The sequence below is a fragment of the Runella defluvii genome (assembly GCF_014195535.1).
In the GTDB taxonomy this organism is placed as follows: Bacteria; Bacteroidota; Bacteroidia; order Cytophagales; family Spirosomataceae; genus Runella; species Runella defluvii.
Genome location: NZ_JACIBY010000001.1, coordinates 318,715 through 335,025, shown reverse-complemented (window position 1 = coordinate 335,025; position 16,311 = coordinate 318,715). Strand labels below are relative to the sequence as shown.

Annotated in this window: 11 protein-coding genes; 9 read left to right on the top strand and 2 right to left on the bottom strand. The window is 44.7% G+C overall.

The genetic code is table 11. The features are described from left to right. Positions 1-115: 115 nt before the first annotated feature. From FHS57_RS01305 to FHS57_RS01280, 6 genes are all read left to right on the top strand, one after another. A complete protein-coding gene (locus FHS57_RS01305; RefSeq protein WP_183971053.1) occupies positions 116-727 on the top strand; it encodes a hypothetical protein in 612 nt (203 codons plus the stop codon). Next, positions 724-2,940, top strand: coding sequence for a histidine kinase (locus FHS57_RS01300; protein ID WP_183971052.1), 2,217 nt, complete (start codon positions 724-726; stop codon positions 2,938-2,940). The genes FHS57_RS01305 and FHS57_RS01300 overlap by 4 nt, the downstream gene beginning before the upstream one ends. A gap of 26 nt (positions 2,941-2,966) precedes the next feature. Further along, positions 2,967-3,725 (top strand): LytR/AlgR family response regulator transcription factor, encoded by a 759-nt coding sequence (locus FHS57_RS01295; protein ID WP_183971051.1) that lies wholly within the window; start codon positions 2,967-2,969, stop codon positions 3,723-3,725. Between the two features lie 278 nt (positions 3,726-4,003). Beyond that, entirely contained in the window at positions 4,004-5,074 is a 1,071-nt protein-coding gene (locus FHS57_RS01290; protein ID WP_183971050.1) for an efflux RND transporter periplasmic adaptor subunit, read from the top strand. Then, on the top strand, positions 5,071-8,172 hold the full coding sequence (locus FHS57_RS01285; RefSeq protein WP_183971049.1) for an efflux RND transporter permease subunit: 3,102 nt from the start codon (positions 5,071-5,073) through the stop codon (positions 8,170-8,172). The genes FHS57_RS01290 and FHS57_RS01285 overlap by 4 nt, the downstream gene beginning before the upstream one ends. A gap of 67 nt (positions 8,173-8,239) precedes the next feature. After that, positions 8,240-9,532 (top strand): TolC family protein, encoded by a 1,293-nt coding sequence (locus FHS57_RS01280; RefSeq protein WP_183971048.1) that lies wholly within the window; start codon positions 8,240-8,242, stop codon positions 9,530-9,532. A gap of 42 nt (positions 9,533-9,574) precedes the next feature. Here the strand turns inward: FHS57_RS01280 and FHS57_RS01275 are convergent, their stop codons facing one another. Together FHS57_RS01275 and FHS57_RS01270 are read right to left on the bottom strand one after the other, a co-directional pair. Beyond that, a complete protein-coding gene (locus FHS57_RS01275; protein WP_183971047.1) occupies positions 9,575-10,837 on the bottom strand; it encodes an Hsp70 family protein in 1,263 nt (420 codons plus the stop codon). A 9-nt stretch (positions 10,838-10,846) separates the two neighbouring features. Beyond that, the gene (locus FHS57_RS01270; RefSeq protein ID WP_183971046.1) at positions 10,847-12,514 is read right to left on the bottom strand and encodes a L,D-transpeptidase family protein; all 1,668 of its coding nucleotides are present in this window, start codon (positions 12,512-12,514) and stop codon (positions 10,847-10,849) included. A 322-nt stretch (positions 12,515-12,836) separates the two neighbouring features. On the opposite strand from FHS57_RS01270, the gene FHS57_RS01265 reads away from it, so the two are divergent. From FHS57_RS01265 to FHS57_RS01255, 3 genes are read left to right on the top strand one after another with little or no spacing between them, the layout of a single operon-like run. Further along, positions 12,837-14,258: an AAA family ATPase gene (locus FHS57_RS01265; protein WP_310586957.1), complete on the top strand. Its 1,422-nt coding sequence runs from the start codon at positions 12,837-12,839 to the stop codon at positions 14,256-14,258. Continuing rightward, positions 14,258-15,013, top strand: a complete 756-nt coding sequence (locus FHS57_RS01260; protein ID WP_183971045.1) for a tetratricopeptide repeat protein — start codon at positions 14,258-14,260, stop codon at positions 15,011-15,013. Before FHS57_RS01265 ends, FHS57_RS01260 begins: the two co-directional genes overlap by 1 nt. Before the next feature lie 30 nt (positions 15,014-15,043). After that, the gene (locus FHS57_RS01255) at positions 15,044-16,258 is read left to right on the top strand and encodes a tetratricopeptide repeat protein (protein WP_183971044.1); all 1,215 of its coding nucleotides are present in this window, start codon (positions 15,044-15,046) and stop codon (positions 16,256-16,258) included. The last annotated feature ends 53 nt before the right edge of the window (positions 16,259-16,311 follow it).

The window sequence follows — 16,311 nt, the reverse complement described above, 5'->3', positions numbered from 1 at the left end:
CTTCTTTTCACCCTCTTTACTCCCATTTTTGAGGGGTTTGTCAGAATTGCCCTGTAGAATCCACACGGGCAAAATAGCTTTGTATCCGTTATCAAAACAGCTATTTTTACCTCGTATGATTGTTTCATCACCCAACAGCCCCCAAACTTCCGCCATGGAACTCAGAGCCATTCACCTCGGCTTCGCCGAACTCATTTCAGAAACGCAACGGTTTATCAACCAACATTGGATAAAAGTAGGTGTTCTCAACCTCATCGCGGCTTTTGGGCGATTGGCCCAAGGAGGCGGCTTTGGGGTTATTTCTCCTTGGCTTTTTGCCCTCATTGATGTCCTTGTCGTCGTCGCTCGCCTCGGATTGATTGTCCTTGTTTTGGGGCAAGGCTCTTGGCAAGCGGGGGTTAAACAAATTGTTCTTTTCCCAAAACGCATAACTACCGAAGGAGGGCTTCTTTGGAAACAACTCAAACTGAACGTTTTTTGGAATAAAATTGCATTTTCGGTCAACTTCATCGTCATCATGATTATTGGCACCGTTACCAATTTGAGCATCCAACTTTTTACGCACCTATTCTTCTTCAACTGGCTCAAATCGCATCAGTTTATTGCTCCAAAAACCACCGCTTGGGGAGTTATTCAGTTTTTAGGAAACCTCAGCATTACGCCTTTCACGGTGGTTTTTATGGTATTGGTAGCTATCTTTTTGGTACGTAAACCTGAACAACGATGAGCACCGTACTTACTCCTGACCAACAATTGGGGGCACCTTCTAAAGTGGTGACTTACCCCGCCGAAGGGTTAAAATACCTTCAATTGGAAACACTATCGGGCAACGTAGAATTGATTGGCCACGACGAAAATGCCATTCGGGTAGAGGTTTTTGCCTCCGTACGCAGCTTGTTATCGCTTTTTTTGTACCAAGAACCCGTCACCGAATTTCCCTCCGACATCAACCCTTTGGTGATGACCATCGTGGGCGAATCGTTGAAAATCACGGCGCGTCCCAATTACTTTAACCCTTACAATTGGGTTCATTTTCACCGCACATCGTTTCGTATCTTTTTACCTCCCTCGTTGCATTCGTTTATCAAAACGTACGGTGGGCACGTTCGGCTCCAGCACCTTTCGGGAAACCATAAGTTTGATACTTGGGGTGGGCATTTGCTCTTGCTTCATTCAGAAGGCAACTACCTTGGCAAAACCATGGGCGGCAATATCGAAGTAGCTCATTGTCAAGGCAATATTGAACTCAGCACGTTTGGGGGCAAAGTTACTGTTAGCGACAATGAAGGGTCTATCCGCGCCGACACCAAAGGCGGCAATGTGATTATTCATAACCACAAAGGCAAAATCAACGGAAGTACGTGGGGTGGAAACATCGAAGCCACCAATATCACGGGCGACTTAGAATGTAGCACCTCGGGCGGAAATGTCCGCCTTAGGCATCTCAACGGCAATATCGGCGCCAGCACCCGTGGGGGAAATATCACCGCCGAAGTAACGTCGATTCACCAATATTCGTGGTTTGACACTTCAGGCGGAAACATCAAAGTGGCGCTTCCGCTTCACCAAGGGCTAGACTTGGAAGTGGTCGCGGGGCGCGTAAGGCATCCTCGTTTTCAAGACTTTAACGGCTATTCGTCCCGAAGTAATTTACGAGGCAAACTCAACGGTGGCGGCCCCAACGTCACCATTCGGAGCTTTGGCGGGCGGGTTACGCTGTCGCAGTATCAGTCAGGAACGCCTGCTCCTGCGCCTTATTCGTATGTTCCTACTGATTATCCACGCCATCCGTTTACGGAACCAAATACGCCCACGCCTCCATCACCCACTCCGTCAGCGCCTCCTCCCGCAGTGCCCAACAACCACGAGCGAACGCCTTCGCCCTTTTCGCTTGAAGGAATGCTGATTGCGTTTTTGTTCTGTTTGTTTTTGGGATATGGACTGAGTGGGGTCGTTTATTTCTCTTTAGAGTTTTTTCGTTCCCACAACATTTTATCCACGGGCATCTTTTTTTCCAATATCGCCAATAGCCTCGGGGCATGGTTAGCGCTGCAAATTTTCATTCATTTCCTCGATTCCAAAGTGCATTTCCCTTGGGCCAAGTACCTCACGGTCATTGGACTTACCTTTCTATTTGTTCTTTCGTTCCAAACCGTCATTGGCATTTTTTATTGGAGCAAAATCCCCGTTGCATCTTGGCCCAGCAACGTGAAGTCAACCACTATTTTTTACTTGATTTTACCCCAAATTGTGAGTTGTGCTTATTTGTATTATTGGCAACGTACGCGGCAGATTACGCGCAAAATTTCGGAACAGGAATACCAATTGCTCAATCTCGAAAAATTAAAAACCAAGGCCCAACTCAACGCCCTCGAAGCGCGTATCAACCCGCATTTTCTATACAATTCACTCAACAGCATCGCGGGGCTTGTCCACCTAGACCCCGACAAAGCCGAAGAAATGACGATTCAATTGTCGAAGTTGTTTCGTTATACCACGGGGCGCACTGAGGCGTATAGCCATAGTATTTCTGAGGAATTGGATGTAGTAAAATCGTATTTGGCGATTGAACAAATGCGGTTTGGGAATCGGCTTCAGTTTAAGGTAGAAGTACAGCCGTCGTTGTTGGACGTAAAAATTCCGCGTTTTTTGCTGCAACCGCTGGTCGAAAACGCCATCAAACACGGTATTTCGCAGTTGCTTGACCACGGAATTATCGAAATTTGTATCGAACGTACCTCCAGCCATATTCTGTTTACGATTCACGACAATGGCCCTGCCTTCAAAGAAGAAATAGCCAGCGGATACGGGTTACGAAGTATTCGAGAAAAACTTCAATTGGTATATGGCGACAAGGCCACGTTACAAATTCAAAACAGCGACCACAAAGCGGTCATCATCAGCCTCCCGCGTGACCACGAGTGGACAGACTGGAAATAAACCATCGCCTCTAACGACTTTTAGCTATGTTTACTACCCTTCTTATCGACGACGAGCCCATTGCCTTAGGGCGCCTCAAACGTTTATTGGCGCAGTTTGACGACCTCATTGAGGTGGTTGACGAAGCCCTCAACGGCCTCGAAGGCATTCAAAAAATTGAAACGCTACGTCCCAATTTACTTTTTTTGGACATCGAAATGCCCCAAATGACAGGTTTTGAGATGCTATCACGGCTGTCGTATATGCCTATGGTCGTTTTTGTGACGGCCTACGACCAGTACGCCATCAAAGCCTTTGAAGAAAACTCCATTGATTATTTGCTCAAGCCCGTTGAAAAAGAGCGTTTGGCCAAAACGATGGACAAACTCCGAAACCTGCGTCCCGAACAAGAACCAACACTCAGCCAAGAAAGCCTCAGGCAACTCATCGGAAGCATGGTGCCGAAGAAAGAAATGCACTCTATTTCGGTCAAAAGCGGCGATAAAATCTTGTTTGTCCCGCTGTCGGACATTAGTTTTTTTCAGGCCGAAGACAAGTACGTACTGCTCAATACCGTCGATAATAAACAGTATTTGATGAATTATACGATTACGAGTTTAGAAGAAAAACTACCGTCAAATTTTGTAAGGGTAAGCCGCTCAACGATTGTCAACAGCACCAAAATCAGGGAGATGGAGCGGTATTTTACGGGCAAATACATGATTGTGATGCTTGACCAAAAACAAACCAAAATCGAGTCAGGCAGTACCTATCAAGAAAACGTAAAGCGCCTGATGGAATTTTAGAAATATCGACAAAATCAATCATTCCGTCGAGCGATAGGGGTGATTTGTACATTTTACTGGGTAAATTAAGGGCTTCAATCCACTTTTACAGTAGGGCGAAAGCCCTTTTTTGTCGTAATAAACTTACAAAAGGGGTTGTAGCGTCAAAAAGCCGTTTGCTCTCATTTTTAGGGGCTTTCGGTACGATACCTAAACACCATTTTTGCATAACACTTACATTTGTTTACTTGTTAATACCTCACTAAACGAACTACAGAGCTCTCTAAATCTTATTTTGAATGAATTATTCCAAACCCACGTATTCTTTTTACATAAGTTTATCGACAGTATTGGTTTGTTTGTCGCTGTCGGCTTGTAAAGAAAAAAAGGGAAAAGAAGGAGGTGGCGGTCGCGAAGAGAAAAAAGACAAACCTACCCTTGTCGATGTCATGGTAGCTGCTCCTCAGCCCCTCACGAATGTAGTTGAAGTCAACGGAACGATTATTCCGAGCGAATCGACCGAGCTACGCCCCGAAGTAAGCGGGCGCTTGACTTATCTCAACGTTCCCGAAGGAAAAACGGTCACGCAAGGAGCGATTTTAGCCCGCATCAACAGCGCCGACCTCGAAGCCCAAATGCAACGAACCAAAGTGCAATTGGACAACGCCGTGCGCACCGAAGAACGTTTCAAAAAACTTCTTGACGTAAACGGCATTAACCAAAGCGACTATGACGCCGCTTTAAATACTGTCAACACCCTCAAGGCTGACATGGCTTATACCCAAACGTTGATTGACAAGACGGTACTTCGTGCGCCATTTACAGGAACGATTGGTCTTCGTCAAATCAGCCCAGGTTCGTACGTAACCCCTACGTCCATCATTGCGACGATTCAGCAGTTGGGCAAAAAGAAAATTGATTTTACCCTTCCCGAAGAATACAGCGAATTGGTTCGGATTGGTTCGACAGTGAAGGTACGCGTGGACGGGCGGGATTCGGTTTTGAGCCGAGCCACCGTGATTGCCCTTGAGCCGCAAGCCAACCGACTCACCCGTAGCTTGGTTGTGCGCGCACTCATGGACGATTCTCGCGCCAATCCTGGGGCTTTTGCCAAGGTAATTATTGGCAATGGCAACAACAAAAAAGCCATCATGATTCCGACCAATGCCATCATTCCTGACGACCGCAACAACCAAGTTATTTTGGTCAGAAACGGAAAAGCTGCGTTTGTCAACGTACAAACAGGAATCCGTAGTTCCAACAGTGTAGAAATTACCCAAGGTCTTAACGTGGGCGACTCTGTCGTTGTAACAGGGGTATTGTTTGCCAAACCTGACGCCGTTCTCAAAGTAAGAAAAGAAAAGAAATGAACATTTCAGAATTATCCATAAACCGCCCCGTGCTTGCCACAGTGATGAACTTGGCAATCATTATTTTTGGAGTCGTGGGGCTTTCGTTTTTGGCGGTGAGGGATTATCCCGCCATTGACCCTCCGCAGATTTCGGTGAGCACTTCATATACAGGTGCTAACCCCGACATCATTGAGAGCCAAATCACCGAACCCCTTGAAAAACAAGTCAACGGGATTCAAGGTATCCGCACCATTACTTCTTCTAGCTCGCAAGGAAGCAGCCAAATCAGCGTAGAGTTTAACCTCGGCGTTGACCTCGAAGCGGCCGCCAGCGACGTGCGCGACAAGGTGAGCCAAGCCTTGCGTAGCCTTCCACAAGACATTAACGCCCCGCCAGTGGTTTCAAAAGCCGATGCCAATGGTGAATTTATCATGATTTTGGCCGTTCAGAGCGAAAGTAAAAGTTTGCTCGAATTGAGCGACTATGCCGAAAACGTGCTCCAACAACAGCTTCAAACCGTTGACGAGGTAAGTGCTATCAACATTTTTGGGCAAAAAAGCTACGCCATGCGTATTTGGCTTAATCCCGACAAAATGAATGCTTACAACGTTGCCTTCTCCGACATTCGTTCGGCACTGAACAACGAAAACATTGAGCTACCTCCTGGAAAAATCTACGGTAACAACACGGATTTAACCATCCGAGTATTGGGTCGTATGACCACCGAGAAGCAATTCCAAGACCTTATCATTCGTGAAGATGCGACGGGAATCGTGCGTTTGAGCGATGTTGCCAAAGTAGAATTAGGCCCAGAGCAGCTCGAACAAAGCTGGAAATACAACGGCTTACACGCGGTGGGCTTGGCCATCATCCCCCAACCTGGAGCTAACAACATCAAAATTGCGGACGAAATCTACAAACGCGTTGCGCAAATTCAGAAAGGCAGCAAAAGCGACGTCCAAATCAAGGTATTAAGTGACAACACCAAAAACATTCGTAACTCACTCGCCGAAGTAGAAGAAACGCTCATCATTTCGTTTATTTTGGTGGTTATCGTTATCTTCCTTTTCTTCCGCGATTGGCTCATTGCGATTCGTCCATTGATTGATATTCCGATCTCGCTCGTGGCTACGTTTTTCATTATGTACCTGGCGGGCTTCTCAGTCAATATCCTTACCATGTTGGCGATTGTGCTTGCCACGGGTCTGGTGGTCGATGACGGTATCGTAGTCACCGAAAATATCTTTAAGAAGCTCGAACAAGGCTTCCCGATTCGTAAGGCCGCCATCGAAGGAAGTAAAGAAATCTTCTTTGCCGTTATTTCGACCTCTATTACCCTGGCGATTGTATTCTTACCCGTTATTTTCTTGGAAGGGTTTATTGGTAGTCTTTTCCGCGAGTTTGGGGTAACACTAGCCGCCGCCGTACTCGTCTCCGCCTTTGTATCGCTCACTATCACGCCTGTGTTGAACGTCTATCTTTCACGCAAAAACGCAGGTCATGGTTGGTTTTATCAAAAAACCGAACCTTTCTTCCGTGGGATGGAAGATGGCTACAAAGCTATGCTTACGGGCTTTTTGAAAGTTCGCTGGATCGCGTGGGTCATTGTATTGGCCTGTGGAGGGATTATTTGGTATTGCATGGGTACGTTGAAAAGCGAACTTGCACCGTTGGAAGACCGCAGTAGTATTCGTTTTAACGTAACTGCTCCCGAAGGAACAAGTTACAGCGCCATGTCCAAAATCGCCGATGATTTAGGCAAATTTTTATACGATTCGATTCCTGAACGCGACTTTATCTTCGTTCGTACGCCAGGCGGAGGTCCTGGAGGAGGTGGTGCTACCAACAGCGCAGCACCTCGTTTGGCCTTGGTAGAACCCACCGAGCGTACCCGTAGCCAAAGCGATATTGTGAACGATTTGCAGAAAAAGCTCGGTCGCTTTAACCAAGCACGGGTGTTTGCCGTTCAAGAACAAACGATTTCGGTAGGGTTTGGCTCGCGTGGTAGTTTGCCAGTACAGTTTATTCTTCAAAACCAAGACCTTGATAAGCTCCGCGCTATTATCCCGAAATTTTTGGAAGCAGCTCGTTCGGACAAGACTTTTGCCAACGTCGATGTCAACTTGAAGTTTAACCGTCCTGAGTTGAAACTTTCCGTTGACCGAATGAAAATCAGAGACTTAGGACTCACCACTCAAGACGTAGTAGCCACCATTCAGGCCGCGTTTAGTGGAGGTCGCTTGGCTTATTTCATCCAAAATGGTTATCAGTACTCAGTCATTGCCCAAGTAGAGCGCACCGACCGTAACAAGCCCGAAGACATTGGCCGCTTGTACGTACGCAATTCGCGCGGCGAAAACATTCCGTTGAGTTCTGTCATCCGTTGGGAAGAAAGTACGACTCCGACGACGATTTATCACTATAACCGTTACAAGGCGGCTACTATTTCGGCGTCGTTGGCGGAAGGCTACACCATCGGCGACGGTATCAAAGCCATGGAAAGCATTGCCAACAAACTCCTCGACGAAAGCTACCAAACGGCGCTATCAGGCCCTTCGCGTGACTTCTCAGAGAGTTCGTCGAACATCCTTTTTGCCTTTATGTTGGCCTTGGTACTTATCTATCTGGTATTGGCGGCTCAGTTTGAGAGCTTTATCGATCCATTCACCATCATGATTACGGTACCATTGGCATTGGCAGGGGCGTTGTTAAGCTTGTGGGCTTTTGACCAAACCCTCAATATCTTCTCCCAAATCGGAATGATTATGTTGATTGGTCTAGTTACCAAAAACGGAATCTTGATTGTGGAATTTGCCAACCAACGACGCGAACATGGCCTCAAGAAAGTAGAAGCCGTTATCGACGCTTCAACGCAACGTTTGCGTCCAATCTTGATGACCAGCCTTGCTACTTCGTTAGGAGCCTTGCCGATTGCGTTGAGCTTGGGAGCTGCCAGTACCAGCCGTATTCCGCTCGGAATTGTGGTTGTATGTGGCATCATGTTCTCCCTTGTTCTTACTTTGTTTGTCGTTCCAGCGGTATATACGTTTGTTTCGGGAAAACACAAAAACGCCGATAACGTAGAAGAAAAGACTGTGGAAGTTAGCAACGCCTAACTTCCACCATTTTATCTACAATTAACCAATAATGATTAACTGTGCTTTGGCACGTAATCTCATCACAATGAGGAAATTTTTGATCGTATTAGGTTTGACCATTTCTGGTCAAATCGCCTTTTCTCAAAACTTGACACTGAGCGATGCCATCGGCATTGCCCTCAAAAATAACCTCGACATTGAGGTGTTGAAAAACAACATTCAGGTAGCCCATATCAACAACGACAAAAGTATCGCTGGTGCTTTACCTACAGTAACGGCCACCATCAACGACAATGAGCAATACACCAACGTCAATCAGAAGCTTAACACGGGAGTGGAAATTAAGCGAAACGGCGCGGCGGCCAATCAGCTGAACTCCAACGTGACGAGTAGTATTTTACTTTACAACGGCAACCGCGTTAAATCAACCAAAAAACGCCTTGAACAACTCGAACTGCAAAGCAAGCAGTTGCTCAACGCCCAAGTTCAAAACACAATTGCGGGCGTAATGGCGGGCTATTATGACGTCATTCGTCAGCAAGCGTACATTCGCACCATCGACCAGTCGATTGATGTGGCAGAGCGCCGTCTGGAGTTGGTAAAAGTGCAACAAAACGTAGGATTGGCCAACAACGCCGACTTGTTTCAATCTCAGCTTGATTTGAACGCTTTGCTTCAAACCAAGCAGTCGCAACAACTGATTGTGACCCAAGCCAAAACCGATTTATTGCTTTTGTTAAACCTTCGTCCTGACACGCTTATCGCCATCCAAGACACGATTATGGTTGATAAAAGCCTTCAAATGGATAATATTTTGCGCAACGCTAACCGCAACGCCGACGTGATGGCAGCCGACAACCAAATCAAAATTGCGGAATGGGCAGCCAAAGAAGTTCAAGCACAACGTTACCCCACGCTGCGGGCAAACATGGGTTTCAACTACAACCGTAACCAACAAACCGCTGGGCAGCTACTTCTCAACCAAAGTAGTGGGCCGTTTTTGGGCGTAGGCTTAACGATTCCTATTTACAACGGAGGTATCTTCAAACGCCAAGAACAAATCGCCGCCATCAATACCAAAAATGCAGGCTTACGCAAAGAGATTCTCCAACGGACATTGAGCAACAACGTCGTGAAAGCATACCAAACTTATACGATGAATTTGCAGCAGTTGGAAGAGCAAAAGAAGAACGTAGAGCTTTCAAAAAAACTACTTGATTTGACACTCCAACGTTATCAGCTTCGCCAAGCGACCATCGTGGAGGTACGCCAAGCCCAACAGAGTTTTGAAAGCATCGGGTACGCGTTTGTCAATTATAGTTTTGCTGCCAAAGCCGCCGAAATCGAATTGCTTCGTTTGGCTAATGACCTAAAATAAAATAGCGTGGTTGGGGTTTTGAGAAACCCCCAACCACGCTATTTACCCCATTTGAAATTTACGTTGGCTATCATAAGCCAATCCCACGCCCACACTGTCCAGTTTGTTGGTATCTGATACTTCGGCATGGGAAAACAATTCTCTAAAGGCAAGTTGAACTGCGGGTATCTCGGTAGAACCTCCCGTTAAGATAATCAACTCAATGTCTTGTAGGCGAACACCTGCCTCTTGTACACAAGCCGTTGCGGCTACGGTCACTTGCTCAATTTCTGCGGCAATGGATTCTTCAAAGACCGCTTTGGACGTCTCAACGGTACAACCTTCCGCCAAAAAATCAAGTGATGAGCAATTGACATCGTGGTAAGTCAAAGCGATTTTTGCCTCTTCCACAGCGCCTAACAACACGTGCCCGCTTTCTTGGTCGATGACATTCAACAAGCGTGAAAGTCGCTCAGGGTCGTGCGATTGGCCCAAATACTGGTAAATCTGCATTCGGTTTTTGGGCGTATAAAGCGAGTTGACTTTACTCCATTCGGCCAAGTCGTAATAATACTTGAGCGGTACGGGCAAGTGTTTGTCGCCGTACGTGCTACGAAAACCCAACTCGGGCATAAACGAAATCAAACTCAAGTCTTTGTCAAAATCATTTCCGCCAATCCGCACCCCAGTGTTGGCCAAAATATCGTTGGCGCGGTTGGTTCTATTCAAAAAATGCTGGGAAAGGCGAATCACCGTAAAATCGGACGTACCCCCGCCGATGTCCACCACCAACGCCAGTTTTTCGCCCGATACGTTTTTTTCGTGGGCAAAAGCGGCGGCAATGGGTTCAAACTGAAACTCAATGTGTTTGAATCCTACTTGCTGCGCAATTTTCCGTAGCTCTTCTTGGGCATTTTTGTCGCCTACGGGGTCGTTATCAATAAAATGAACAGGCCGCCCCATCACCACACTGTCGATTTCTTGGCCCGCTTCCAGTTCGGCTTTGTCTTTGAGGTTTTTGACAAACTGACCAATGATTCGACTAAAATACATCGGACTGCCGTTGACGAGCGTTCCTTGTTTCATAATCGTTGTTCCCAATATCCGCTTCAAACTGCGCATAAAACGGCCTTTGTTCCGTCCCAAAAACAGCTGCACCGCGTCGCGTCCGTAATGGGGCGTGTTGTCGATGCGTTCAAAGAAAATCGCGCTAGGAATGGTGGTGTTTGTCCCTTCGACGGGCACCAACGTAAGTTGGTTATCTCGGTAAAATGCAATGGTAGAGTTTGACGTTCCGAAATCAACGCCGCATGAAATTTCCGACATTTGTGCTTGTTATTGTTCTCCAAAAACTTCTTTTGCCAACGCACTATCCAGCCCGTATAAGTCACGGCGGAAGTTGAGCTGACCCGTATTATCCACCCAAGTTGTAAAATAGACAATATACACTGGAAGCGAAGGACGAACGGTTATCCATTTCTCGTTTTGTGTTTTCCAAACGGCATTTAGCTTCTCTTCGTTCCATTCTGGGAGACTTTTTAACACGTGCAGTGCCAATTTTTCGGGTTCAGACACCCTGATACAGCCGTGGCTAAAGGCGCGTGCGGTCTCGCCAAAGAGGCTTTTGGAGGGTGTATCGTGCAAATAAATGCTGTAACTATTGGGAAATAAAAACTTGACTTTTCCCAACGAATTTCCCTTGCCAGGTTTTTGTCGAATGGTATATGGAACGTTTTTAGTGTAAGAACTCCACTTGACGGAGTACGGATTTATCACTTTGTTGCCCGACACCACTTCCATGTTGTTTCGTTCCAAATACCCTGGGTTGCGTTTCAGTTTGGGCAAAATTTCGTTGTTGATGATATTGTTGGTCACCACCCAATACGGATTTAGCACCACGTACGAGAGATTTCCTTTAAAAATACTTGTCTTGGTCGCTTCCTTTCCCACCACCACTTTGCTCATCCAAGACTGAACGCCGTTTTCAAACACGTGTAAGCGATACTCAGGAATATTGACCAGCAGCATATTCGGTTCGAGTTCATCGGGTACCCACCGTAGGCGTTCCATGTTGAGCATCATTTGGCGGATGCGTTCTTCCACGGGGCGGTTCATTTCCACCAACGTCTTTTCGTCCAATTTACCCGTTTCTGAAAGTCCCATTCGGTGCTGAAAGCGTTTTAAGGCCACGGCCACCGAGTCATCAAATATGCTCGTCGAATCCAGCGTTTTTAAGTCGCCCCAGCGGTGTAGGTTTTGTTTCAGCACCAAAACCGTCGAATCTTCGTCGCCTTTTTTGGGCGCTTTTCCCTCAAATTCCAATTTAGGCCACCCACCCTGTTGCTGAAGGAGTCGGTACTGACGCAGTTTTTCTTTCAACAACGTATAATAACGATTGACAGGCTCGCGAATCGGCTGCCCTTTGGCCATCACGAGCGTATCTAACAAGGCTTGAAAATTTTTCTTTTTGCGGGGAATAAACCACTCCAAATCCAACAAATCTTTGACCGTACCCGCGTATGCTTTATCGGCATACTGAAAAAACGCCGTAGTCAGCAGCAATTCGAGGGTCTGTACTTCTACCTTATTGGCCAAAAACTTCGTTCCTTGGGTTTCGGCCTCGTTCACCAATCGGTCGATTTCGGCGTTGTACAAGCTGCTATCGGCAAAATCACTGATGTAGCTTTGCCGTAAGTTATTGAAGTTGTTGGCGGCATTGGCCAGGCGGTTTTCGCTAAACCACGCATACTGATAGCCGCGTCGCTGATAAAACGAGCGCACATCCGATTGAAGGCTATCAGCCAATGAACGCGACGCAAAAAACGACGCTAGCACGGTACTATCGAGTACCAAAGTGGTATAATCTTGTTTGGAATAGACCGTTGAGTCGGGTGCAAATGCTTGTTTAACGGTTTCCTTTTGGCGAAATTGGTAATAGACAGCGGCCCCAATCAGGAGCAACACCCCAACGGCGATGGCGATATAACGTTCGTTTTTGTTCATAGGAGGCATAGGATTCCAGAAATAGTGTCGGAAGAAAACACAAAAAAGTCGTTCCACCTAGCTGGGGAGCGACTTTTTTGATGTCAAACTTACCCAATCACTGGGAATTTTCTTACTTTTTTCTGTTTTCAACTTGATAAAGTTTCTAAATGAAAAAAAGTTAATCAATTGTGCGTTTTGTTAATTTAACTGTTATAAAATTTTAATGTGTATAAATAGTTGATAAATAGAGGTTTTTATTGAATAATATCAATGGTATATTTTCAAACTACTCCCCAAATAGATAATTAAGTAATAGTTAGTGCATATATAAGCAGGATGAGTGATAATCAATTTTGTTGATATAAAAACTTTATTTTTATATATATTTACATTTTTTACGAAAAAACATAGGTTTAATTTTCATATTTTATTGATGAATCAACAACAGATAGATGCTTTTAGAGAAGCTCTTAAATTTTCACCTGATAACTTACCACTTCGTAAATTATTGGCCGAAGCGCTTTTCAATTTAGCGCGTTACGATGAAGCCCTGATCGAATGGAAGGAATGTTTACGACTTTTGCCAGAAGACAATGAGTTGAAAGTAGCGTTGGCCAAGACCTATTTTTACCAAAAAAACTATACAACAGCACAGTATTTGTTGGAGGAAGTGGTTGAGAATCATTCATATGCCTCAGCTGCAATGCTTCTGTCTAAAGTACTGGCTGAGTTGGGTGAATTGAAGCAAGCGAAGCACTATTTTGATGTAGCAATCCAATGGGATAAAGGAGTATATGACAAAGATTTTGACGATTTTCTTGGACGCAAAATTCGAGATGCTGGGTTGGCGGCTCCCAACGACTGGGTAGAGGAGATTGAAACTATGGTTACTCATTCAAACATAGAGAAACCTAAAATTTCATTCAAAGACGTGGGAGGTATGGAGGCTGTAAAAGAAGAAATTGCTCTTAAGGTCATCCATCCCATGAAAAACCCCGAAATTTACAAGGCATTTGGCAAGAAAATAGGGGGGGGGATTTTGCTATATGGTCCTCCTGGTTGTGGAAAAACGTTGTTGGCTCGGGCAACTGCGGGAGAAATTAATGCACACTTTATTTCGGTGGGCCTCAACGACGTGCTTGATATGTGGATTGGAAATTCTGAAAAAAATCTTCATAATATCTTTCAAGAAGCTCGTCAAAATGCTCCTTGTGTCCTCTTCTTTGATGAAGTAGATGCGTTAGGGGCAAGCCGCAGCGATATGCGTCAAGCCGCAGGAAGGTTCATTATTAATCAGTTTTTGGATGAAATGGACGGTGTTAAGTATTCAAACGAAGGAGTACTAATTTTAGGCGCTACTAACTCTCCTTGGTATTTAGATTCTGCTTTTCGCCGACCTGGCCGATTTGATCGTATCATTTTTGTTCAGCCACCTGACCAAAAAGCACGAGAAGAAATTATTAAATTACAACTCTTGGAAAAGCCTACAGAAAGTGTCGATGTTCAGTCTATCGCTAAACAGACAGCCGATTATTCAGGAGCGGATTTGAGGGCTGTTGTTGACATTGCCGTGGAATCAAAACTTCCTGAATCTCTGAAAAAAGGGCGGGTAGTGCCAATAACAAACGCCGATTTAAAAAATGCAGTAGGTAGGCATAAACCTACAACTAAAGAATGGTTTGCTACTGCTAAAAACTATGCCCTGTACTCCAACGAAAGTGGTCTTTATGACGATATCTTGAAGTATTTAAAATTAAAATAATGGAAAGCGAGGGCAAAAAACTATTGTTGAAAGCAGACCATTTACGTTCACTTCAAAGATGGCAACAAGCCATTGATATGTATCAGTCTGCTTTACAGCTTGCCTGCCCTCAAGAAGAGGTCTTTTGTCGAATTGGGCAATGTTACTATTCATTGGGGAAATTTGAGGAAGCAATCGAATATGCCCATAAAGCCATTGGAGTTCAACCCGACTTAGCTTTTGCTTTCCATCTATCTGCTTTATCTTACTTCGCATTGGGAGCAAGCAAAAAAGCGGAAGAATTAGAAAAAATAGCCTTAGCTAACTCTCCTGAAAATCCTTTGAATCATTGGTTACTAGCTAAAATTTATAATTCCAAGAAAGGTTTTTTTAGGAAAAAATACGCAAAAATAGCCCTCACTTACGCTTTACAAGGGCTCAGCTTTGCTCCTTTTCACACACTTTGTTTAATTGAAAAAAACAAAGCATTACTCACGCTAGGACGTAAAGATGAGCTTGAAAGAGGTATGGTGGACGTCATACAAAGTGCCCCTGACTCTACCGTAGCTTTTGAACATCTGGGAGATATTTACACCGCCATAGGCAAACCTGATAAAGCGACTCCATATTTTAAAGAAGCGCTGAAGCTTAATCCGTCTAATCGTGAGTTGATTATTAAATCTAAGCATTCAAAATGGGATAATGTCATCGCAGGATTGGTGATAGCTTTTTCATTTGCAGCCTCTCAGCTTCTACGAGCTTGTATGGGAGAATAATCTAAAACTTTGAAGTTGTAATTTAACCTTATGATAACAGAAATCCATCTCCAACGAGCTCGTCAGCTTTTGGAAGTCAATCGTCAAGAGCAAGCCATCGAAGAGCTTTTAATTGTTCTTTCAACCGACCCTGACAATGTAGACGCATTGTACATGATTGTCCATTGTTTTATTCAAGTAGAAAATAATGATAAAGCACAGGAGTATTGGCAAGGATTAGTTCAAGTAGCCCCCAGCAACTCGGTGACTCACTACTACCATGCAATCATACTTGATCGATTTAAAAAAGCTAAAGATTCGGAAGCTGCTATTTGGCACGCCATTCAGCTTAATCCTCACGAGGCCGCTTATTGGGCTTTTTTGTCGGCGCTTTATATTGATAAAAAAGAGTGGGAAAAAGCCTTGGAATATGCAAATAAAGGGTTAGCCATAGATCCAGAGCACACTACTTCGCTCAATCACCGTACGCTTTGCTTGACAAAACTTAATCGTAAAGAGGAACTATATGATAGCATCAATGATGCTCTTCATGCCGACCCGCACGATTCGTACACTCATGCCAATATTGGATGGACTCAACTTGAAAATAATGAACCTGAGGAAGCTATCAAACACTTTAGAGAAGCTCTGCGACTTAATCCATCTCAATTCTATGCGCAAGAAGGAATGAAAGAAGCCATCAAGGGGCGTAATCCGATATATCGAGCTTTTTTGAATTATGCTTTTTGGATAAGCAAACAACAATCTGTGATGCAGTGGGTTGTGATTTTAGTTATTTTTCTTTCTCAACGCATTCTTCCAGAGCCATTTAGTACTATTGTTACTATTCTTGTCATAGCATCTTGGTTAATTACCCCTTTGGCCAACTTTGTCTTATTGTTTGACAAAGATGGAAAATACTTGTTGAGTAACCTACAAAAAAATGGGGCAATCGCGGTTAGTTTTTTTATTGCCGTTTCCATCATTGGGCTAATAACAGGCTTAATTATAAAATCTATCGACACTATTTATATATTGGGACTCTTTGGGGTTTTTGCTTCTCTACCAATTACTGGGATGATTGCGTCAGAAGAAAGATTTAAGATTGGTTGGGTAAAAGCTTTAGGCTTTGGCTTGCCTGCTTTGGGGATAATCGCAATTGGTGCGTGGGCGATTGATAACCTTCGTGTTTTTGATATGGCGTGGCAGTGTTTTGTTGTGGGGTCTGCGCTAAGTACTTGGGTATTTGCATTAAATAAAAATTAATAAAATGTCCTGTGTTTGCCCATCTATTTATTCGTAATGGAGGGTGCACACAG

Bases quoted from the DNA above. Each gene is read 5' to 3' on its own strand.
- FHS57_RS01275 (WP_183971047.1), bottom strand. From the start codon at position 10,837: ATGTCGGAAATTTCATGCGGCGTTGATTTCGGAACGTCAAACTCTACC.
- FHS57_RS01295 (WP_183971051.1), top strand. From the start codon at position 2,967: ATGTTTACTACCCTTCTTATCGACGACGAGCCCATTGCCTTAGGGCGC.
- FHS57_RS01290 (WP_183971050.1), top strand. From the start codon at position 4,004: ATGAATTATTCCAAACCCACGTATTCTTTTTACATAAGTTTATCGACA.
- FHS57_RS01285 (WP_183971049.1), top strand. From the start codon at position 5,071: ATGAACATTTCAGAATTATCCATAAACCGCCCCGTGCTTGCCACAGTG.
- FHS57_RS01305 (WP_183971053.1), top strand. From the start codon at position 116: ATGATTGTTTCATCACCCAACAGCCCCCAAACTTCCGCCATGGAACTC.
- FHS57_RS01300 (WP_183971052.1), top strand. From the start codon at position 724: ATGAGCACCGTACTTACTCCTGACCAACAATTGGGGGCACCTTCTAAA.
- FHS57_RS01280 (WP_183971048.1), top strand. From the start codon at position 8,240: ATGAGGAAATTTTTGATCGTATTAGGTTTGACCATTTCTGGTCAAATC.
- FHS57_RS01255 (WP_183971044.1), top strand. From the start codon at position 15,044: ATGATAACAGAAATCCATCTCCAACGAGCTCGTCAGCTTTTGGAAGTC.
- FHS57_RS01260 (WP_183971045.1), top strand. From the start codon at position 14,258: ATGGAAAGCGAGGGCAAAAAACTATTGTTGAAAGCAGACCATTTACGT.
- FHS57_RS01270 (WP_183971046.1), bottom strand. From the start codon at position 12,514: ATGAACAAAAACGAACGTTATATCGCCATCGCCGTTGGGGTGTTGCTC.